This window comes from Streptomyces sp. NBC_00510 (assembly GCA_036013505.1).
Taxonomy (GTDB): domain Bacteria; phylum Actinomycetota; class Actinomycetes; order Streptomycetales; family Streptomycetaceae; genus Actinacidiphila.
In genome coordinates this window covers 2,307,823-2,329,209 of record CP107851.1, presented here as the reverse complement: position 1 = coordinate 2,329,209, position 21,387 = coordinate 2,307,823, and the positions used below count along the sequence as shown (strand labels likewise).

Genomic DNA, 21,387 nt, shown 5'->3' with positions numbered 1-21,387 from the left:
GCGCCGAACTGCCCCCGACCTCAGACAACACCGAGAGGAATCAGGTTTCTCGTGCCACACCGCACCTCCCGCTCCGTTCCGGACCACGGCGACTGGGCGGTCCCGTACCAGCCCGCCGACGTTATCGATCTCGACCCGACCGCCGGCTCTCACGGCGGGATCCCGAAGCCCCCACTCGTCGACGCCGTGTACCGGGTCGTCGAGGCCGAGGGGCCGATCCACCGGGAGGTGCTCCTGCGACACCTGGGCGAACTGCTGTACGCGCTCCGGCCGGTCAGAATGAAGTCGTCCGTGAATGCGGCGGCGGACCGGCTGCGAGATGAAGGCCGTATAAACGAGACCGGCGACTTCCTCGACATCCCCAACCGGCCCTGCACGTACGCCCGCTGGCCGCTGCCTGGGCTCACCCGCCGGCCAGTCGAGCACGTCGCACCCGTCGAGCGTCAACGCGCATTGCTCGGCCTCGTCGAAGACCGGCCGCGCGGCCTCGGCGCCGAGCAGGCCGTTGCCGCAGCCATCTCTCTCTTCGGCTGGTCGGGGGGTAATTCAGCGGCACGGGCCAAGCTCATGGCGGACCTGTACCGGCTGCGCGACACCGGGGCGATCACCGGTTGGCCGGACAAGTTGGAGCCAGTCGGCTGACCAGGAGCGGCGCTGGTTCGGTCAGGTCTGCAGATGGCCGGGCACGATCTGCCGAACCAGGCGCCACATCCCGCTCGACGGGTTGGCGTCTCTTCGCCGTCTCACTGGCCGGGGGCGCCATCAGTCGCAGCGCCGGCGCCCAATCCTGATCAACGCCAGCATGTGAAATTTCTATGGAGAAGATGATTGAATGCTACACGTCCCGTGTTCTGACTGTGCTCGTCAGTGACGCCGGGCACGCGTGACTGCGTCTCCAAGGAAGCATCGACTTCTAAGGCGGTCGGCGTCGAGGTCTCCTGGCGCCTGGTTGTGGGGGGAGAAGAAACCTATGCGCGCCGATGACGTCGAGCCTGGGGTTCGTCTGAGTGGGCTGGCCTCGGGGGCGGCCACGATCGTGGCTGTCACGCCGATCGGTGATGCCCTGCAGGTCACGATCCGTGACGACATCGGGAAGCTGACCGATCAGGTGCTCTTTCCCGATGACATTGCTGCGCTGCAGCCTGAAGCGCCGAAGTCGCGGTGGTCGTTCGATGCCGACCCCGGGCAGTTCCGTCTGGCGGCTGAGGCGCTGCGTATGCGGCACGCGGGGCTGTCGGACCCGATGCTGGCAGTGGAGACCAGCGACATCGACCCGCTGCCCCACCAGATCCGCGCTGTCTACGGCACCTTGCTGGCCCAGGCGGGCTCCCTGCGCTTCCTGCTCGCGGACGACCCAGGTGCCGGCAAGACGATCATGGCTGGCCTGTATCTCAAGGAGTTGCTGCTGCGCGGGGACGTGCAGCGTTGCCTGATCGTCGCCCCCGGTGGGCTGGTCGAGCAGTGGCAGACCGAACTGGCGGAGAAGTTCGGCATCGAGATGGCGATCTTGACCCGCGACCTGGCGGACGCCGACCGCGACGGCGACCCGTTCCGGCACAACCCGATGCTGATCGCGCGCATGGACCAGCTGGCCCGCAACGGAGAGTGGCAGACCGTACTCGCGGAGTCGGCGTGGGACCTCATCGTCGTGGACGAGGCCCACCGCATGAGCGCCTCCTGGTTCGGCAACGAACTCAAGCGCACCCGCCGCTACGAGCTGGGCCAGCTGCTCGGCAGCATCACCCGGCACTTCCTGCTGATGACCGCGACCCCGCACTCGGGGTCGGAAGCCAACTTCCAGACCTTCCTTGCCCTACTGGACCCCGACAGGTTCGCCGGCCAATACCGCCAGGGCGTGCATTCCACCGACACCACCGGACTGATGCGTCGGATGATCAAGGAGGACCTGCTCACCTTCGACGGTAAGCCGCTTTTCCCCGAGCGGGTGGCCGAAACCGTCGAGTACACGCTCTCCCCGCTGGAGATGCGCCTGTACGAGGAGGTCACCGAGTACGTACGCACGGAGATGAACCGGGCCGAGCAAGCCGACGGCAAGCGACGTACCGTCGGCTTCGCGCTCACGGTCATGCAGCGGCGCCTTGCGTCGAGCCCCGAGGCGATCTACCAGTCGATCCGACGCCGCGCCGCACGCCTGCGCGCCCACCGTGAGCAGACGCTGGCGGGGCCGTTCGTTCCCCCACCCGAGACGCTGTCGTTCGACCCGGACGACTTCGACTCCGACGAGCTGGGCGCCGCCGAGCGGGAGCAGCTGGAGAACGAGGTCCTGGACGCCGCTACCGCCGCGCGTACCGCAGCCGAGCTGGACACCGAGCTCGCGGTCCTGGCACGTCTTGAAGAGATCGCCCAGCAAGTCCGTGCCTCGGGTGAGGACCGCAAGTGGCAGGAGTTGCGTTCCCTTGTCCTCAAGGCCCGCGAAGAGGGCCTGAGCGGTGGCAACCACGCCCCGCACAAGATCATTGTCTTCACCGAGCACCGCGACACACTCAACTACCTCGCAGGCCGGATCACCACCCTGCTGGGCGGCGATGAGGATGCCGTGTGCACCATCCACGGCGGCACCGCGCGACAGGCTCGTCGGGAGATCCGCACCAAGTTCACCAACGACCCGCACTGCCACGTCCTGATCGCCACCGACGCCGCTGGTGAAGGACTGAACCTGCAGGCCGCACACCTGATGGTCAACTACGACCTCCCCTGGAACCCCAACCGAATCGAGCAGCGCTTCGGACGTATCCACCGCATCGGCCAGCGCGAGGTCTGCCGCCTGTGGAACCTCGTGGCCTCCGAGACCCGGGAGGGCCAGGTCTTCCAGCGCCTGCTGACCAAGATCGAGCAGCAGCGCCGCGCCTACGGCGGCAAGGTCTTCGACGTCCTGGGGGAGAACGCCTTCGCAGACGAGCCGCTGCGTGACCTGCTCATGCGAGCCATCCGCTACGGCGAGCAGCCCGAGGTCCGCGCCTACCTGGACCAGGTCATCGACAAGTCCGTGGCCGACGGCCTGCAGGAGCTGATCAAGGAACGCGCCCTGGCCACCCCGGAAATCGGGCTGGAGGAGTTGGCCGAGCTACGCCGGCAGATGGACGAGGCCCGCGCCCGGCGTATGCAGCCCCACTTCGTGCAGGCCTTCGTCATGGAGTCCCTGCGTGCCCTGGGCGGGCGGGCCTCCAAACGGGAGAAGGACCGGTTCGAGCTGACCCAGGTGCCCGCAGTCCTGCGAGAAGGTCGGCGTACTGTCAGCCCGCGCTATGGACGCATCACCTTCGAGCCCTCGGCCGTGGTGATGCCCGGCCGCCCGGACGCCGAGCTCATAGCGCCCGGTCATCCGCTGATGGACGCGATCATCACCGAGATCCTGAACAGGTACGGCGACGCCCTCACTCGTGGAGCGACCTTCCTGGACCGAACCATCACCACTCCCCAACTCGTGTTCGCCCTGCTTGAACAGCTCTCGGACGGGCGCGGCACCGCAATCAGCAAGAGGTTCGAGTACGTCTCCGTGCTGCCCGACGGAACCGCACAGCCGGCAGGCCCCGCCCCCTACCTCGACCTGTCCCTGCCCACAGACCTGAACCTTGAGCAGCACACCGCACTGACCCTTGCCATCAACTCCGAGCTGTCCTCGGCCTGGCTTGCCGACGGCGTTGAGAAGATCGCCCAGAGCTGGGCGATCCAGCACGGCCTGCCCGAGCACCGCGCCAACGTCGTGGCTCGCGTCGTCCCGGCTCTCGAGCGGACGCGCAAGCTTGTGCGTCAGCGGCTGCTGGCTCAGATGAACTACTGGGACGGCGAGTCGATCAAGCTCGCCGAAGCGCAGGCGGCAGGCAAGAAGATCCGTATCTCGCCGGCCACCGCACGTGATCGCGCCCGGTCGCTGGAGGCCCGGCTCGAACGCCGTCAAGGCGAGCTCGACCTGGAAATCCAGGTCAATGTGCACCCGCCGCAGATCATCAGCGCAGCGCTCGTCCTGCCGGTCGTCCCGGGCGCCGCGGGCGAACAGCCGACACCTGACAGCTTCGCACTGGACACCACCGTCACCGAGCGTCGTGCCGTAGACGTCGTACTGGCTGCCGAGCGTCGGCTCGGCCGGGTGCCCGAGGAGATGGCGCACTCCAACAAGGGCTTCGACATCCGTTCCCGCAAGCCCGACGGCCACCTGATCTTCATCGAGGTCAAGGGGCGTGTGCTGGGCGCTGACAACTTCACCGTCACCACCAGCGAGGTCGGCTACGCCAAAAACGCCGAGCCCGACTACCGGCTGGCGCTCGTCGTCGTCGACCCCGACGCCCCCGACGGGTCGAACGACCGGGTCCGTTACGTGCTCAACCCCTTCGCCGACCTCGTCCTGGACAGGTACGTCGACGACCTGCGCCGCAAGTGGAAGGCCGAATGGGACCGCGGCGTAGAGCCCCTCTGACACACAAGATCCACACGTTTCATCCGCTCGACCGCCACCCGAGGCACGGTTCGAGCGCCTCGGAATCTAGATTGAGCAGGTGAATACCGCAGTGCAGCCCGGAACGCCGTCAGGTTCTGTCCCTCGACGCAAGCTCATCGAGGTCTCCCTTCCGCTGGAAGACATCAACGCCGAGTCCGCCCGCGAGAAGTCGATCCGCCACGGGCACCCCTCCACGCTGCACCTGTGGTGGGCCCGCCGGCCGCTGGCGGCGGCCCGGGCGGTGCTGTTCGCCCAGCTCGTCGACGACCCTTCCAGCCACCCGGAACTGTTCCCCACCGAGGAGGAGCAGAAGGTAGAGCGTGAGCGGCTGCACGGGATCATCCGCAAGTTGGTGAAATGGGACAATGCCTCCAATGAGGGACTGTATCGGGAAGCACGCGAGGAGATCTTCAAGAGCACGAGGGGGAACCCGCCGGCAATCTTGGATCCGTTCGCAGGTGGCGGCACGATCCCGTTGGAGGCGCAGCGCCTCGGCCTGGAGGCTCACGCCAGTGACCTCAACCCCGTGCCCGTACTGATCAACAAGGCGCTCATCGAGATCCCGTCCAAGTTTGCAGGTCAGCCGCCCGTGTTTCCAGGGGCTGCAGAGGCTCGCATGGGGCCTTGGCCGCGCGCCAAAGGTCTTGCAGAGGACGTCCGCCGCTACGGCGCCTGGATGTGCGACCGAGCGCAGGAGAGTATCGGGCACCTGTACCCCAAGGCGCAGGTGCCTTTGCTGGGACCCGATAAGAAATTCACTGGGAAGCTCGCCGAAGCCACTGTCATCGCGTGGATCTGGGCCCGGACGGTGACCTGCCCGAACCCAGCGTGCGGCATCCGGATGCCGCTGGTGCGTACCTGGTGGCTCGGCAAGAAGAAGGGCAACGAAGCTTACGTAGTCCCCATCGTCGTGGATGACGCCACCGCGCCCGGCGGGCGGAGGGTGGAATTTAGCATCGAGCATGACCCGAAGCAGGCACCGACTGCCACTGAAGATGGCACAGTAGGACGCAAGGGGGCGAACTGTGTCGCTTGCGGCACAACGGTGGAACTCAAGTACATTCGCCTTGAGAGCCGCGCCAAACGCATGTTCGCCCAACTCGTGGCAATTGTAGCCGATCGAGACCGTAGGCGTATCTATCTTGAGTCAACCGGCGAGCACGTTGCCGCAGCAGATCTGCCCACGCCCGACGGCATCCCCGCTGGTGGAATTTCCAACTGGCCTGGCCGAATCAACGTCCACACGTATGGTTTGACCGAGTGGACGGAGTTGTTCACGAAGCGTCAACTTACCGCCATGACCACGTTTAGCGACCTTGCCGTCGAGGTCCGTGAGCGTGTCCTAGCCGATGCGTTGGCGGCGGGCCTTCCCCGCGGTGAGCGCCTGGCCAACAGCGGCGATAGCGCGGAAGCATACGCGGATGCAGTAGCTACTTACCTCGCATTCGCCCTAAGCAAGTTTGCTGCACGCAATAACACCATGTGCACCTGGGAAGCTCCAATGAACCGGCTTCGCGGGTCGTTTCAACGTCAGGCAATCCCAATGACTTGGGACTTCGCCGAAGCACACCCGTTGGAGGAATACGGCGGAGGATTCACCTCCGTAGTGACCTCCGAAGCTGAAGTTCTTGATGGAATGCCTGCCGCACGGGTCACTGGATCGGCGCAACAGGCGGACGCCGCGGGTCGGTCCTACGATGGTTTCCTTATTTCAACCGACCCTCCGTACTACGACAACATCGACTACTCAGACCTCTCTGACTTCTTCTATGTTTGGCTCCGTCGATCTCTCCGCAGCGTTCATCCGAACCTTTTCGGGACGATGCTCGTCCCGAAAGCAGAGGAACTCGTCGCTAACCCCTACAGGCACGGCGGAAAAGAGCAGGCAGAGGCTTTCTTCGAGAAGGGCTTCGAACGTGTCTTCTGGAACGCTCGACAGTCCGCATCTGCCGAATATCCAATTACCGTATTCTACGCCTTCAAGCAGGCAGAGCTGGAAAAGGAGGGCGTCGCAAGCACGGGGTGGTCAACGTTCCTGGACGGAATGATTAGATCTGGCTGGACCATCACCGCAACTTGGCCTGTTCGATCTGAACTACCAAATCGTATGATCTCCGTCGGGATGAACGCGCTAGCTTCATCTATCGTGCTAGCTTTGCGGCCTCGAGAAGAGGCAGCGTCTGCGACTGATCGCGCCGGTTTCCTTGTTGCTCTCCACAACGATTTGGATGCGGCCCTTCCAAAGATCCGCGAGGGCGCAATTGCGCCAGCGGACCTGCGCCAGACGATCCTGGGCCCAGGTATGGCGGTTTTCTCCCGCTACTCTCGTGTGTTGGAGGACGACGGTTCCGCCATGTCGGTGAAGACCGCGCTTGCGTTGATCAATCAGACGTTCGATGCCCTGCAGAATGAGCATGACGGCGAACTCGACGCCGACACCCGATTCTGTCTGGACTGGTTCCGCTCCTACGGCTGGGATACCCGCCTCTACGGTGACGCTGAGTCCATGGCTACGCCACTGGGTCTGTCAGTGGACGGGATCGCCCGTGGCGGGGTGCTCACCTCTGGCGGAGGCAAGGTCGCGCTGATCAAGCCACAGGATCTCGACCCCCAGTGGGATCCGGCTCGCGATGACCGTCTGTCGTTGTGGGAGGTCACCTGCCACCTGGCCCGCGCGTACGCGGCCGAGGGGCGTGAGGAGGCCGCCAGGCTCATGGCCGGGGTAAGGGGGCGGATAGACCTGGACGAGGTCAACCGCCTGGCCACCCGCCTGTATGAGCTGATGGAGTCTCAGGACTCCTCGACCGCTGGCTTGTTCAATGGGCTCGGAGGGGGGTGGGCTGATGTCTCCGCGACATCGTCCACGATTCGCCCGGCTGCTGTGGCCGAGACGCTCTTTGGGGAGGAGATCTGATGGCGCTGACGAACAATGAGAAGGTGCTGCGCAGCTTCGACCAGCTGCTCGAAGGCATGCGGCCGTGGGTCGATATGCGTATGTCCGCCCAGGCGCCGACCGGCAAGGACTGGATCGAGCTGATCGCCGCTGAGGACGAGGCAAAGTTCGGCACAGCCAAGGCGTACTCGCGGGACGACGTGCGGTTCCTGCTGCGCATGGTCACGGAGAGGTGGAAGGTCTTCGAGAAGGACCTCTCGCGCCCGCAGTCCGCGTTGGCTTCCGAGCTGCGGGAGACAGCGAACGCGGCTCACCACGGACAGAAGTTCTCCTCGGACGACACCTACCGTGCCCTGGACACGATCGAGCGTCTGCTGACGGTCATCGGTGCCAGCGACGAGGCCGATACGGTCGCAAAGATGCGCATGGAGCACCAGCGGGAAGTCTTCGAGAAGCAGACCCGAAACCGGCTGACGCGTGAAGCGCAGGCGGTCAAGGTGGCCGGCATGCAGGCCGGTACGGCTATCAAGCCGTGGCGTGAAGTCATCCGGCCGCACGCTGACGTGATCCGCGGGCAGTTCTCCGCCGCAGAGTTCGCCGCCGACCTGTACGCGGTGGCCCATGGTCACACAGCGGCGCCGGAGTATCTGAACCCGGCTGAGTTCTTCTCCCGCACCTATCTCACCAGTGGCCTGTCCGACCTGCTGACTCGTGCCCTCAAGCGCCTCTCCGGGGACGCCGGCGCAAGCCCGGTGATAAATCTGCAGACCCAGTTCGGTGGCGGCAAGACCCACTCGATGCTGGCCCTGTACCACCTGTTCTCCGACGGCCTGGCCACGAGCGCACTGTCTCAGGCCGTGCAGGACGTCGTGCATGCCTCACTGCCCACGGCCGAAGGTGACCCGCTGAGGTCCTTGGACGTGAAGCGGGTCACCTTGGTGGGCACGAAGCTCTCCCCGAGCCAGCCGATCATCAAGGACGACGGCACGCAGGTGCGCACGATCTGGGGGGAGCTGGCCTGGCAGCTCGGAGGCCGTCAGGCGTTCGACCGCGTCGCCATGGCGGATGCGACCGGCACCGACCCCGGCGACGCACTGGACGCCGTCGTACGCGACGTCGTCGCCGGCGGCAAGAGTGTGCTGATCCTGATCGACGAGTGGGTGGCCTACGCCCGCCAGCTCGTGGGGCGCGACGACCTGCCCGGCGGATCCTTCGCCACGCAGCACACCTTCGCCCAGCACCTGACCGAGCTGGCCAAATCCATCCCGGGCGTGATGCTCGTGGTGTCCATCCCTGCCTCCGACTCCCTGGACAACGGGGGCGGCGGCTCGGCACTGGAGGTGGGTGGTCCTAACGGGCACGTCGCTCTGGAGACCCTGCAGCACACCATCGGCCGCAACGCCGACGACTGGCGGCCGGCCAACAACATCGAGTCCTTCGAGATCGTGCGGCGGCGCCTGTTCGAAGAACCCAACGCCGTGGCTCTGGCGGACATCGCCGCGGTGGCCAAGCAGTACGTGAAGTACTACCAGGAGAACACCGGGTTCTTCCCGCGCGAGACAACCACCGGCGAATACGAACAGCGCATCCGAGCGGCGTACCCGATCCACCCAGAACTGTTCGACCGGCTCTACGAGGACTGGTCGACGCTGCCGAAGTTCCAGCGCACCCGCGGCGTGCTGCGTCTGATGAGCGTGGTCATCAACTCGTTGTGGGCCGCCAATGACACCACACCGCTCATCACTCCTGGCGCCGTGCCCGTCCACGACACCCAGGTCTTCAGCGAGATCACCAAGTATCTCGACGACAACTGGAAGCCGGTGGTGGACAAGGACGTCGACGGCGAGGGGGCCACCCCCGTTCAGATCGACCGCGAGCGTCCGTCGTTCGGGCAGCGAGCCCTTACCAGGCGTGTCGCCCGGTCGGTGTTCATCGCGACCGTCCCGACGCTGCGCTCGGCGCACAAGGGCGTGGACATCCAGCAGCTCCGCCTGGGCACGGCAGTGCCCGGCGACGTCATCAACCACATCGGTGACGCCCGCGCTCTGCTGGGCCAGCGTGCCACCTACTTCTACGAAGACGGCGATCGCTCCTGGTACGACCTGGCTGCTTCGGTCTCCCGTGTGGCCGCCGACCGCGCAGCCGGCTACAGCGAGGCCGACGTATGGGCCACGATCGTCGAACGCCTCAAGTCCACGGAGAAGGCACCCAAGGCTTCCTTCGGCGCAGTGCATGCGGCGCCTCTCGACACCGGGGACATCCCCGATTCCGAGGTGCTCAAGCTCGTTGTCCTGCATCCGAAATTCACCTGGGGCAAGGACGCCTCCACCGCCACGGACTTCGCCGCGCGTCTCCTGCGGGAGGCAGGCACCGGGCAGCGGCAGCGCCGCAACATGCTGGTCATGGTCGCCGCCGATCGCGACACCTACCCCGAGCTCGAAGGAGTGGTGCGCGAGTACCGGGCTTGGCAGTCCATCGCCGACGAGGCCGAGGAGCTCGAGCTCAGCGCCCAGCAGCGCAAGCAGTCCGTCACCCGCGCACGCCAGCTGGACGCGGCCGTCGACGATCGCGTTCGCGCAGCCTTCACCGCAGCGCTGATCCCGACCGAGCTGCCCGGCCAGAAGCCGACCATCTCCTTCACCCGTGTCGCCAAGGACGGTGGTTCCCTCGCCGAGCGCGTCACCGCGGCGCTCAAGGCCAAGGGCTGGATCACCCCGGTGCTCGGGGCCACGCTCGTGCGCATGGCTCTGGAAGGTGCCCTGGCCAACGCCTGGAGCAAGGGGCACGTGAGGTTCGGCGACCTGTGGTCCTGGTACACGCAGTACCCCTACCTCAAGCGCCTGCCTAACCGGCAAGTGCTCGAGCAGGCCGTACTCAGCGCTGCCGATGTCCTCCTCTGGCAACAGGACGCCTTCGCCCTCGCCGATGGCTACGACGAGACCACCGACGATTACCAGAACCTCTGGATTCACGGCGACAAGCCCGAGCCCAGCTTCGTCACCGACGGCACACTCCTCGTCCAGCCGGCACGAGCAGTCGCCCAACGTGCACGAGTCGTCGCCACCCCACCGATCGAACCGGTCACCCCGGCGGACGGCGACAACGGCAATGAAGGCAGCACCCCGCCCCCCGGCCCAGGCGCCATCGTGCCTACTCCGGGCCCCGGCTCTCAGCCTCCGATGCCTCCGGTCAAGAAAGTCACGCGCAGGTTCTGGGGCGTCAAGACCCTCAGCCCCAACCGCCCTGCCGCCGATTTCGCCAACATCCAGCAGGAAGTCCTCGCACACCTCGAGGCCGCCGACGGCGTCCAGCTCGAGGTCCGCATCGAAATCACCGCAACCACCACCGACGGATTCACCGAACAGCAGGTGCGCACCGTCCGAGAGAATGCCGCACAGCTAAAGTTTGAAGACAGCGGGTTCGAAGAGCACTAGCCCTTGTCCGGCAATACGCGCTACATGCGGCCTCAGCCGACCATCTGGGCCCAGATGGTCGGCTGAGGTGCCGTCTTGCTGGTCCTACCGGCCCGAACAGGCCTCTGAGCGGTCCTTCCCGCAGAGAAGTGCCTTCACCATCATCTGCCGCATGAGTACCCTTGATCACATCGTCATTGCGGCCCGACGGGCTTCCGCTCCGCTCCGGTGGAGTCTCGAAGGACATGCCCCCACCCGCACGAGTCACTTCGTGCTGCCTGGGGGAAGTCGTTGTTGCTCCGCGCGTCAGCCAGGACGGTCGCCGTCATGGCCCATGACGGATCGCTCCTCCATCACCTCACCGAGCGGTTCGTCCATATGCACGGCTACCGCCCCGGGCCTTCCGAGGCCCGCTCCTGGGAGCGCAGCATCCCTGTTCTCGCCGCGGCACTCAATGACGCCGGCCTCGGTGACGTGGAGATCATGCTCGAGTACGCGCTGCCCCTGAACAGCAAGCGCGCCGATGCTGTGCTTGCCGGGCTGCACCCGGTCAGCGGGGAACCCTCCTACGTCGTGGTCGAGCTGAAGCAGTGGAGCCAGGCCACACCGCACGATGACGACCCGGAACTCTGCCACGTCGACGCCTACGCCCGGCCCGTTCTCAACCCCATCGAGCAGGTACGCCGCTATTGCGAGTACCTGGTCAACTTCAACGGAGCGGTCGCTGAGCACCCGGAGCGCGTCAGCGGAGTCGCGTACCTGCACAACGCGACCGAGTTCGGCGTGAGCGGACTGCGCGACATCGAACGCGAAGGCCGGGGACAGTTGTTCACCGCCGGTAGTCGAGGAGCGTTCCTCGACTACCTCCGGACCAAGTTGAGCGACAAACATTCCGGCGCCCGCGCGGCCGACGAGCTCCAGGACGGCAAGACGGTCCCGTCCAAGCAACTGATGGCCGTCGCGGCACAGGAAGTGCGCGAGCGTGAGCAGTTCGTACTGCTCGACGAACAGCAGGTCGCCTACCGCATGGTGCTCAACGCCGTACGCAAGGCGAAGCACTCCGACCGCAAGGAGGTCGTGGTCGTCACCGGCGGACCTGGAACCGGCAAGAGCGTCATCGCGCTGTCCCTGCTGGGAGAGCTGTACCGGCAGGGTGCCCCAGCACTGCACGCCACCGGTTCTCAGTCGTTCACCAAGACGATGCGCAAGGTCGCGGGCGCCCGCAAGCGTGAGGTGCAAGACCTCTTCAAGTACTTCAACAGCTTCATGACGGCAGAGAAGAACACCCTGGACGTGGTGATCTGCGACGAGGCCCACCGTATCCGGGAGACCTCGGCGAATCGCTACACTTCGGCTGCCCACCGCACCGGCAGACCGCAGATCGACGAGCTCATTGACGTCGCCCGCGTCCCCGTCTTCCTGCTCGACGAGCACCAGGTGGTACGCCCCGGCGAGATGGGCACGGTGGCCGAGATCACGGCGGCCGCTGCCCGCAAGGGGCTCGAGTGCCATGTCGTTCCGCTGGACAGCCAGTTCCGCTGCGGCGGCAGCGACGCATACCTGAGGTGGGTGGTGCGGCTCCTCGGGCTGGAGCCCAGTGGTTCGGTGACGTGGGAGCCCGACGACCGCATGCAACTCCTCGTCACCGACAGCCCACAGGAGATGGAGGCGTTCCTCGAAGACCGCCGCGCGAAGGGTTACGGGGCTCGCATGTCCGCCGGCTACTGCTGGCCGTGGTCCCCGGAGCCCAAGCCCGGCGATCCGCTCCCCGCGGACGTCGTGATCGGCGACTGGGCCCGCCCCTGGAACCTGCGAGGCGAACGCGCCATCTCCGGGGCGCCCCCGTCCGCACTCTGGGCGACGGACCCGACCGGCTTCGGCCAGATCGGCTGCGTCTACACCGCACAGGGCTTCGAGTACGACTGGTCCGGGGTCATCATCGGCCCCGACCTGGTCTGGCGCACGGACCGCTGGGTCACTGACCGTACGAAGTCCAAGGACCCGGTCTTCAAGAAGTCCACGCCCGACGCCGACGTGGACCGACTAATCCGAAATACATACAAGGTCCTGCTCACGCGCGGCATGGTCGGCACGGTGGTGTACTCGACGGACCCGGAGACGCGGGACAAGCTGCGCGAGCTGGTGGGCCTGGAGCGACAGGCTGCCGCCGTGTGACGAAGTGAGCCTCGTCGGCAGCTGGTTCGGTGGTGGGCCGGACAAGGTGGGGACCGAGGGTCGACTGGCGCGAGGCCCTGCGGCAGGTCGAGTTCGGCCAACACCGTCTTGCCCACGTGGGAGCGTGGTTTGGCGCATTTGGATGCGAGTGCGGCGGCCAGCAGGTGGCCGTGGCTAGCGGAGTGGATGGCGACAGACGCAGCATCCGACCGTTCCACCCCGGGGCGTATGCGCCGCTCGGTCCGCACGCCGAAGATCTGTCTGTCGATGGGACGCCATGACGAGGTCAGCTCGCTGAACGCCATCGACTCGCGAAGCACGTTCCCCCCGACGAACCTGCCCAGGGTCAGAAGCATGATCTCGGGCCCGTCAGGTGTTCGCCACTGCGCACTCTGACGCACGCTGCTTGCGCATCAGGCAAAGCGCCCCGCACCAGGCAGTCGGTGACCGCAGTGTTTCCCGATTGCGCACCGTTCGATTGATGTTCGAGTATCTCCTCTGTGCCTGATTGCGATGCAGCAGTAAGGGGTCGGCCGGAGTGCTCACTCACCAACCACTGCGGCCGAACTCACCGTCTGCGATGGGGAGGAGGGCGGCGGGTGAGTGGCGCGTGACCTATGAAATGAGGACCACTTGGTCCCCGTTGGTGGGCGACGAGCAGGCGGGCGCGCTGCTCCGCCGACCATCGATCGGGCATGTCCGGAGGCTGGCTCGGGGCCGGAGCGGGCGGCGTATGCAGAATGCGCGGTATCCAGCGGAGGGGCGTCGAGGTTGCCAAGGCCCGTAGCGACCCAGGCCGTGCGGGCCGCTACGGTCCCTTCGTACGGGTGGATCGCTATGTGCGGTGCAGCCTCGGCACGCATCGGCGGCACTCGCACGGTGGCCACTCGGAAGACTGGAGGGGCTTGAGGTTGTCGTTGCTGTGGAAGTACAGGCGGCGCCCCCAGGTTTGGCCGCCGTCGCGCGATACGCGCATGGTCATTCGCGGAGCTTCGCCCCTACTCATCGGTGCATCCGGTCGTGAGGCGCATGCCGCGCGACTCGGCGACCCGTAGCGTGTTCGACAGCGCGTCGCAGAGACGTGCTACGACGAAGCGCGATTGGTCCGAGGTCAGTGGCTCGGTAACGGCGAGCATCTGACGGGTGAGCTGAAGCAGGTCTGATGCTGTGGTGAGTTGTTCGCGTTCCATGCGGTCGGCGAGTCGCGCGATCATGCCATCGGGATTGTTGTCGGGGGTGTATGCGGGCTTTCCATTGGGACCGTCCCACGGCAGTAGACGGAGCCCCGCCACAGCGTCAGTCATGCCGTGCGCTCCGGCACGTAGTCCTGCCCCATCGTGGCGAGTGCCAGTGCCCTTCGCCGGTCGCGCTGCCGCCGTGTTTCCTGGGCGCACTCGTGGTGGACGAGGAACCGGGGCACGAGCGGAAGGCTGTCAGCGTCGATCCACGCACTCGGACGTAAGGGCTGAGGCGTGGACAGCGGAACGAGATGGACTGCCTGCGCCGGCTCGGTCTTCGTGCGGCGCTTTCCACGAGCGGGTCGGAACCAGGCGGTAAGCGCGGCGATAAGGTTTCGCATAGCCGAAGCTCCATTCTTCGGTCAGCCCCTGAGCGATCCCTAGCCCGGATCTCCCAGGGGCGTCTTCATTTGAGGCTTCAGTGTACCTCGGTATACCTCAGTGCGCTTCGGATGCTGAGAACGCTTCGGAGCGCTTCAGTAGACCCATGATCGATCGCACCCGGGCCATGTGGCCGCAGATCGCTGACGTGATCATTGAGCGGATCGCGGACGGCACCTATCCGCCTGGCAGCAAGGTCCCCAGCGTGGTGCAGATTGCGGCTGAGTTCGGTGTGGTCAACTCGACGGCGCAGCGTGCGATGGAGCGGGTACGTGCTCAGGGGCTGACGCGCTCCGAGAAGGGCATGGGCACGTACGTGTTGAGACCGGAGGAGCGGGATCAGCCGTAGGTGGGCGCTGTCGCCGCGCTGGCCCAGACCAGACGCCGAGGAGTGCTGATCGCCCCATGGTGGTCTGACCTCCAGACGTCCACACGCCCCGGAACCCGCGAGAACGATGGCGTGCTCAGCGGGAGGACCTACAGGTAAACCGGTCCCCGCGTCCTCACGATGTCCGACGGTCGGCTGATGCCAAGTGCGCCCGCCTGCTCGTCGTCGAGCGTCGCGAACCACCGGGGCGCTCAGTGCGTTGCCCGACACCACTCACCGATTACCGCCTCAGCCGTGGACGGTGAGTGCGGCCGCAGTAGTCGGTGAGTTCCCACTCGGGCCGGCCACTCTCCGTCGTGCTTCAAGCAGGCCCGATAGCCGGGAGTGCGTTTCGTGGTGCGTGGGCTGTCGGGGAGTCGGGCGGTGAGTGGCGGGGCGGCTAGGACGCCGTGCACGGCGCCTGTGGGCCTGCCCGGTCAGTGACCCGCCGTTGCCGTCGGTGCGTACAGACGCCCCAACAGCGTTCCCTACAGTCCTCCCTACACACCGCCCTACGGTGACCTTCCACGTCCTGTGCAGGGTTGCCGCAAGTCAACCCGTGCATTGGCCGGTGGTGATTGCCTCGACAACCCCTTTGCTCCGTCTGTTCCTGGTCTTGTGTGTCAGTGGGGGGTGGTGGAGTGGTCGTGCAGGGGTCGCGAGGTGGGGCCCCGGGTGCCCGCCCCAGCCCCGGATCACCGGCTGCCGCCGTGGCGGCGCGGACGGCGGGTCCGCGGATGGGGTAGCGCGGCGCCGAAAGCTTGGGGAGGGAGAGCGTGATGACGGGCACGACGCGGTGGCGGTTCGGGTCGACGGCGCGGACGCGGAGTCTTGTCCTGCTGGCGCTCGGAGTGGTGAAGGTCGCTACTGTCGCGCAACTGCGGCAGTTGATCCTGCCGGGTACGTCCGATGTCCAGACCGTCCGCAACGCGTGCAAGGACCTGCGCGACGCCGCGCTGTTGGAATCAGTCGGCAAAGTGACCGGCACGAACCCGTCGGGCCAGCCGGTCAGCGAGCAATTGTGGAATCTCACCACGGCTGGATTGGCGGTGGCCGCGACCGAGCTGGACCGGCCGCTCGGTGAGATGGGTGGTACCGCTCGGGAGGCGGCCAGGGCCGGCGCGACGCACGCGGTGAAGGTGACCGACACCATCGACGCGTTCCTGCAAACATCGCCGCAGCCGACCAAACCGGTTGCCCGCCGCGGCACACCGCCCGCCGCCGGGCTGACTAAGCCGCTGCCTGCCAGGCCGCCAGGGCTGGGCACACTTGACGGGTGGCACACCGAGCTTGCTCTCCCCGTCACCGGCACGTTCGCCGCGCCGGGCAAGGGCAGCCTGCGCGCCGACGCGGTTCTGACCGCGCCGGAAGCCGGGCTGCCGGTGGTGTTCGTAGAGGTCGACAACGGCACCGAACCACCGGCCAAGGTGGCAGACAAGATCGTTCGCTACCGCCGGTTCTTCCAGCGCACCGTGAAGGACCAGGGCGGGCAGCAAGTCCCACTGTGGTCGACCCTCTGGCAGGCGTCCGGTCGCGACGGTTTCCCACCAGTGGCGTTCGTGTTCACCAAGCAGGTCGGCCCCAAGGCCCTGCAAGCACGGATACATGAGGTCGCACGCTTATCCGAGGAGCACTGGCAGGGCATGTGGCGTCCTGGCCGCCCGATAGGGAACACCGGAGAGCGGGACGGGTACCGGGACTACGACGGCACGGTGCCCGTCCTGGCCACCGCACTGGACCGGCTGCAGCAGCACGGCCCGTGCGGGGCGATCTGGTGGCGCTTCGGCCACGGTTCAGCCCAGACACTCACCGATGCCCTGCGCAACGCCGACGACCTGCATGCCTACGGCCGTCGAGACGAACAACGTCGCGCCGCCCAGCAGGCAGCTGAGGAGGAGGAAGCACGTCGGCAGGAGGACGAGCACCGGCAATGGGAGGCCTCGCTGTGGCCTTGCCCGACCTGCGGCGGCGACGTCGACCCTGACGATGCCCCTGGCTTGGCCCGCGGCGATGAATGCCCGCGCTGTCGTACGCAGCGCGAGCGCGTCGCGGCCGAACGAGCCGAAGCGGAGGCGGAGTGGGAGCGCGAACGGCGCGGCAATGGGCTGTTCGGATGGCTCCGCGGCTGACTCAAACCTTGGGTGCACGGCCGGTAGGCTGCCAAGTCGTGAGCGAGTACCAGTACTACGAGTTCCTCGCGCTTGACCGCCCGTTGGACGAGGACCAGGTCAGGCAGGTACGCGCGCTGTCCACCCGCGCCGACATCACCCCGACCCGCTTCGTCAACGAATACCACTGGGGCGACTTCCGCGGCGATACGACGAAGCTGGTCGAGCAGTTCTACGACGCTCATCTGTACTACGCGAACTGGGGCAGCCGTCGCCTCGTCCTGCGTCTGCCCGACGGCTCGCTCCCGGCCAAGGAAGCCACCGCGTACGCGATGGAGGATGCGCTCGGCGTCTGGACCCGGTCCGGACACACGCTGCTGGACTTCTCCGTGTCCTCGGAGGACGGCGGCGAGTGGGAATTCGATACGTCCTACACACTCTCTGCATTCGTGGGGCTGCGCGCCGAACTCGCGGCGGGAGACCTGCGGCCGTTGTACGTGGCGTGGCTTGCCGGGCTCACCGCCTGGGAGCTCGCGGAGGACGACGAGGAGAACTACGCCCGCGAGGTCGAGCCGCCCGTCCCCGCGGGACTGGCCTCGCTCACCGGCCCGCAGCAGGCCCTGGCGGACTTCCTTGGCGTCGACGCGGACCTGCTGGCGGTCGCCGCCGAGGACAGCCGGCCCGCCACCGCGGACGTCCTGGACCGGAAGGCCCTGGCGGCCTTCGTCGCCGGTCTTCCCGCCGCCGACAAGGACGCCCTGCTGGTCGAGGCCGCGCTGACCACCGCGTCCCCAGGGCCCCGACTCCTGGCCCGCTATCGGGCGGCGACCACTATCCCGGGCCCTCGTGACGTAATTGGCCGGCGCACTGCGGCCCAGCTCCTCGACATGGCCTACCGCCGTCGTACCGACTGCAGGCGGCGAGAGAAAGTCGCCCAGGCCGCGGCCGAGCAGGCTCGGGCGCGGGCCGCCGCCGAGGCGCAGGAGGCGCGCTTGGACAAGCTCGCCGAGAACACCGAACAGGCGTGGCGTGAGGTCGACGACCTGATCGCCCGGAAGAACGCCAGCGCCTACGACGCCGCCGTCGCACTCCTGGCGGACCTGCGCGCCCTGGAGGCCCGCGCCGGTGGCACCTCGGACTTCGACCGGCGGGCCGGTGAACTGCGGGCCGCCCACCTGGCCAAGCCCGCCCTCATGCGCCGCTTCGACTCCCTGGACCTCCCCCGGTCCTGATCCGGCTGCCTCCGGGACCCACCGCACCCGCGATCCGTCGCCACCGCTCGGGACCGATGGACGAGGAGAAGTGCTCCCGATCTCCTCGGCTGGGAACGCCCCCGGTCCCAGGGCCACGGGGGCGGACACGCGAGGTGGACACCGGGAGGAACAAGGCAGGGCCGGGTCCCGAGTTCCTGGTCAGAGGGCGGAAAGCGAGCTTCTGTCTGCTTGGTCCTTGGACGTGGGGCAGGTGTGCAGGTCAGAGCGCATTTGTTGAGGGTTGCGGGCTGCCGGACTCAAGGTGTCGGCCAGCAGGCAGGCTCGCCGGCACCCACCTGATGCGAGAGTCGGGCTCCCGGCGCAGCCGTCGAACTCCCCGTAGGGTACGGTCCCATGTCCTTCGCCGCGCGGCTGACCGCGTACAGCGCCGTCTCCACTTCCCTGGCTCTGCTCAGCGATCACGCGCTGGCGAAAGCCCTGGATGCGGCCGCGCCGATCGGATCCGGGATCGGCGGGAAGTCGGCGCTGTTGGAGGTCGCCGGGATGCCCGTGTTCGTCAAGCGGGTGCCGCTGACCGACCTGGAGCGGTGGCCGGAGAACGTCCGGTCCACGGCGAACCTGTTCGAGCTGCCGCTATTCTGCCACTACGGCATCGGCGGGCCGGGCTTTGGAGCGTGGCGGGAACTGGCTGCGCACGCCATGACCACAAGCTGGGTGCTCGCGGGCGACTACGAGGGTTTCCCGCTGATGTACCACTGGCGGGTGGTGCCGGATTCGACGCCGCTGCCCGAGGAGCTGTCCGACATCGAGGGCACGGTCGCCTTTTGGGGCGGCGGATCGCAGGTGCGCCGGCGTATCGAGGAGCTGCGGGACTCCTCGGCGAGCATCGCGCTGTTCCTGGAGTACATCCCGCAGAACGTGCATCAGTGGCTCGGTGAGCAGATAAATGCCCGTGGAGAGGCCGCCGATCGGGCGTGCGCGATGGTGGAGCGGAACCTGGAGGCAGGGATCTCGTTCATGAACGCCCGCGGACTGCTGCACTTTGACGCCCATTTCCAGAACATCCTCACCGATGGTGAGCGCCTGTATTTCGCGGACTACGGGCTGGCCATCTCCTCCCGGTTCGAGCTGTCGAAGGACGAATCCGCCTTCTTCGAACGGCACCAGAACTACGACCGCTGCTACACGGCCATGTACACGTCGCAATGGCTGGTCACCGCACTTTTCGGGTCCGGGCGGGAAGATCGCGAGGCCCGGCTGCGCGCGTACGCCCGGGGCGAGGTCCCTACCGGAGCCCCCGCGACGGCCGCGGCGATCCTCGCTCGCGACGCGCCGGCCGCCGTCGTGATGACGGACTTCTTCCGCAGACTCCAGCACGAGAGCAGGCAGGCGCCGTACCCGATAGAGCTTTGAGGGGTGCGGGGAGCGGGTTCGGCCTGGTGTGTCACCGAGCCCGGATCAAATCCCCGGCACGTGGCGTGGAGCGGACGTGATCATCGGCTGCAGAGTGCAAAAAGACCAGGCTCGTTCTCGGCGATCAAACCGCGGGCAACCAGCCGCTTGAGCTTGCAGCGCATTCCTTCGATGTTCTTCGGCTCAAGGCCGAGGTCGAGCACCTGGCACAGGTCTTTCGCGCGCACGGGCCTGTCCGCGTCGGCGAGGGCGGAAAGGATGTACTGGTAGACGGGATTGTCGGGCAGGGACCGCGGCTGCGGGTCGTGCTCGTCGATCCCTAGGGTGAGCAAGACCTTGCGGGTCGTGGCCAGGTCGGCGAGTTCGGCTTCCAGTTCGCTGATCTGGGCGGTGAGCTGGGCGAGTTGCACTCGTAGATAGTCGGCGTGGGTGCGTACGGCTTGCTCGCGGTCGGCGAGTTTGTCCAACAGCGAGGTCACCGTCATCGTCCTTCTATAGTCCGCGCCAGGTCGGGGCACTCGTGGCGGTCAGCCGACGGATCATGATCGAGCTTATGACCCAGTAGATCCGGGACTCGCTCGAGCGCGGGTTGCCCTCGTAATCACGGGTCAGCCGCCGATGCAGCATCAACGTGCCGAGGGTCTGCTCCACCCTCCACCGGATCGGCTGCGGCACGAAGCCGGTATCGGCCGGGTTGCGCTCGACGATCTCGACGTCGATACCGATCTCCCGGCCATGTTCGACCACGGTGTTCTTGAACCCCTGGTCCACCAGCGCCTTGCTCACCGTGCTCGTAGTGGTGGCGAGCTTGTCCAGCAGTGCGGTGCCGATGGCGTTGTCGTGCACGCTCGCGGCCATCACCACGACCGCGATGATCAGCCCTATGACATCGACCGCGATCCCGTGTTTGCGGCCCGGCACCTTCTTACCGGCGTCCTTGCCCGTGGTGGACGCATGGAGATTGACCGCCGCGTGCACCGACTGCGCGTCGAGCACCACCAGCGACGGGTCCTCCGCGCGCCCGGCGCGCTCGCGCACCTGGCAGCGCAGGAGCTCACAGATCACCTGATCCAGGCCGTCGTCGCGCCACCGGTAGAAGTAGTACTTCACTGCCGAGGCCGGCGGGAAGTCGCCCGGGAGCAGCGACCACTGGCAGCCGGTGCGATTCTGGTAGATCAGCGCGTCGACGATCCCGCGCATCGCATAGCGCCCGGTGTGCCCGCTGACCGACGAGTGCTGCGCCTTCCATGCCGCGATCACCGGCTCGATCAGCGCCCACTGTTCGTCGGTCGTGTCCGTGTAGTAACCGCGGCGCTCGCTCACCGCGCCAGCCTGGCACCACCTACTTGCGCCCTGCCGCCGGTTCGTGCAGGCGTCACTGAAACGCGCGACGACAGACCAGGACAAACAGAGTGGATCGACGTTGATCATCGGACCTGACCCACACCCAGCGGCAAACCGGGCAAAAACTCGCTCCCTGCCCTCTCAGGGCTTCCGCTCCCAGCCTGCAGTCGGACACGACGACCTGCGAAGACTCATTCTCCACCGCACCAGCGACAACCCGCCCCCGTATACGGCCCCGGGCGACTGCTGCGTCAGGCCGGCCGATCAGACTCGCGGTGCATGTGTTCACCAGGGGTTTTTCAGTCCGGGAGGCCACCCCTCGGTCAACGGCGCACGTGGTACCGCTCGCCGCGGAAGGCGGCCCCTTGCAGTTTCACCGGCCAGG

General features: G+C 66.8%; 12 protein-coding genes. 9 read left to right on the top strand and 3 right to left on the bottom strand.

Translation table 11 applies throughout. The features are described 5' to 3' along the window. Nucleotides 1–51: 51 nt before the first annotated feature. The 5 genes from OG937_10300 to OG937_10280 all read left to right on the top strand — a co-directional run bounded on the left by OG937_10300 (nt 52) and on the right by OG937_10280 (nt 12,937). Nucleotides 52–642, top strand: a complete 591-nt coding sequence (locus tag OG937_10300; protein WUD72059.1) for a hypothetical protein — start codon at nt 52–54, stop codon at nt 640–642. A gap of 241 nt (nt 643–883) precedes the next feature. After that, nucleotides 884–4,435, top strand: coding sequence for a helicase-related protein (locus OG937_10295; protein WUD72058.1), 3,552 nt, complete (start codon nt 884–886; stop codon nt 4,433–4,435). 79 nt (nt 4,436–4,514) lie between these two features. Then, nucleotides 4,515–7,370 (top strand): DUF1156 domain-containing protein, encoded by a 2,856-nt coding sequence (locus tag OG937_10290; protein ID WUD72057.1) that lies wholly within the window; start codon nt 4,515–4,517, stop codon nt 7,368–7,370. After that, nucleotides 7,370–10,783 carry a Swt1 family HEPN domain-containing protein gene (locus OG937_10285; protein WUD72056.1) on the top strand — a complete coding sequence of 1,138 codons (3,414 nt, stop codon included), beginning with the start codon at nt 7,370–7,372 and terminating at the stop codon, nt 10,781–10,783. The genes OG937_10290 and OG937_10285 overlap by 1 nt, the downstream gene beginning before the upstream one ends. 270 nt (nt 10,784–11,053) lie before the next feature. Further along, the gene (locus tag OG937_10280; GenBank protein WUD72055.1) at nt 11,054–12,937 is read left to right on the top strand and encodes a DUF2075 domain-containing protein; all 1,884 of its coding nucleotides are present in this window, start codon (nt 11,054–11,056) and stop codon (nt 12,935–12,937) included. A gap of 998 nt (nt 12,938–13,935) precedes the next feature. Here the strand turns inward: OG937_10280 and OG937_10275 are convergent. Next, complete coding sequence (locus tag OG937_10275) at nt 13,936–14,241, bottom strand: hypothetical protein (GenBank protein ID WUD72054.1); 306 nt, start codon at nt 14,239–14,241, stop codon at nt 13,936–13,938. 421 nt (nt 14,242–14,662) lie between these two features. Here OG937_10275 and OG937_10270 point away from each other — a divergent pair, with 421 nt between their 5' ends. The 4 genes from OG937_10270 to OG937_10255 all read left to right on the top strand — a co-directional run bounded on the left by OG937_10270 (nt 14,663) and on the right by OG937_10255 (nt 19,658). Further along, entirely contained in the window at nt 14,663–14,905 is a 243-nt protein-coding gene (locus OG937_10270) for a winged helix-turn-helix domain-containing protein (GenBank protein WUD72053.1), read from the top strand. A 797-nt stretch (nt 14,906–15,702) separates the two neighbouring features. Next, a complete protein-coding gene (locus tag OG937_10265; protein ID WUD72052.1) occupies nt 15,703–17,052 on the top strand; it encodes a replication-relaxation family protein in 1,350 nt (449 codons plus the stop codon). Nucleotides 17,053–17,090: 38 nt separating this feature from the next. Further along, nucleotides 17,091–18,263 carry a hypothetical protein gene (locus OG937_10260; protein WUD72051.1) on the top strand — a complete coding sequence of 391 codons (1,173 nt, stop codon included), beginning with the start codon at nt 17,091–17,093 and terminating at the stop codon, nt 18,261–18,263. Nucleotides 18,264–18,638: 375 nt separating this feature from the next. Then, nucleotides 18,639–19,658: a protein kinase family protein gene (locus OG937_10255; protein ID WUD72050.1), complete on the top strand. Its 1,020-nt coding sequence runs from the start codon at nt 18,639–18,641 to the stop codon at nt 19,656–19,658. An 80-nt stretch (nt 19,659–19,738) separates the two neighbouring features. Here the strand turns inward: OG937_10255 and OG937_10250 are convergent, their stop codons facing one another. Together OG937_10250 and OG937_10245 are read right to left on the bottom strand one after the other, a co-directional pair. After that, the gene (locus OG937_10250) at nt 19,739–20,143 is read right to left on the bottom strand and encodes a hypothetical protein (GenBank protein ID WUD72049.1); all 405 of its coding nucleotides are present in this window, start codon (nt 20,141–20,143) and stop codon (nt 19,739–19,741) included. Nucleotides 20,144–20,150: 7 nt separating this feature from the next. Next, nucleotides 20,151–20,981 carry an IS5 family transposase gene (locus tag OG937_10245; protein ID WUD72048.1) on the bottom strand — a complete coding sequence of 277 codons (831 nt, stop codon included), beginning with the start codon at nt 20,979–20,981 and terminating at the stop codon, nt 20,151–20,153. Nucleotides 20,982–21,387: the final 406 nt, after the last annotated feature.

Coding starts and splice junctions, on each gene's coding strand:
- OG937_10255 (WUD72050.1), top strand. CDS start 18,639: ATGTCCTTCGCCGCGCGGCTGACCGCGTACAGCGCCGTCTCCACTTCC.
- OG937_10285 (WUD72056.1), top strand. CDS start 7,370: ATGGCGCTGACGAACAATGAGAAGGTGCTGCGCAGCTTCGACCAGCTG.
- OG937_10250 (WUD72049.1), bottom strand. CDS start 20,143: ATGACGGTGACCTCGCTGTTGGACAAACTCGCCGACCGCGAGCAAGCC.
- OG937_10275 (WUD72054.1), bottom strand. CDS start 14,241: ATGACTGACGCTGTGGCGGGGCTCCGTCTACTGCCGTGGGACGGTCCC.
- OG937_10265 (WUD72052.1), top strand. CDS start 15,703: ATGACGGGCACGACGCGGTGGCGGTTCGGGTCGACGGCGCGGACGCGG.
- OG937_10270 (WUD72053.1), top strand. CDS start 14,663: ATGATCGATCGCACCCGGGCCATGTGGCCGCAGATCGCTGACGTGATC.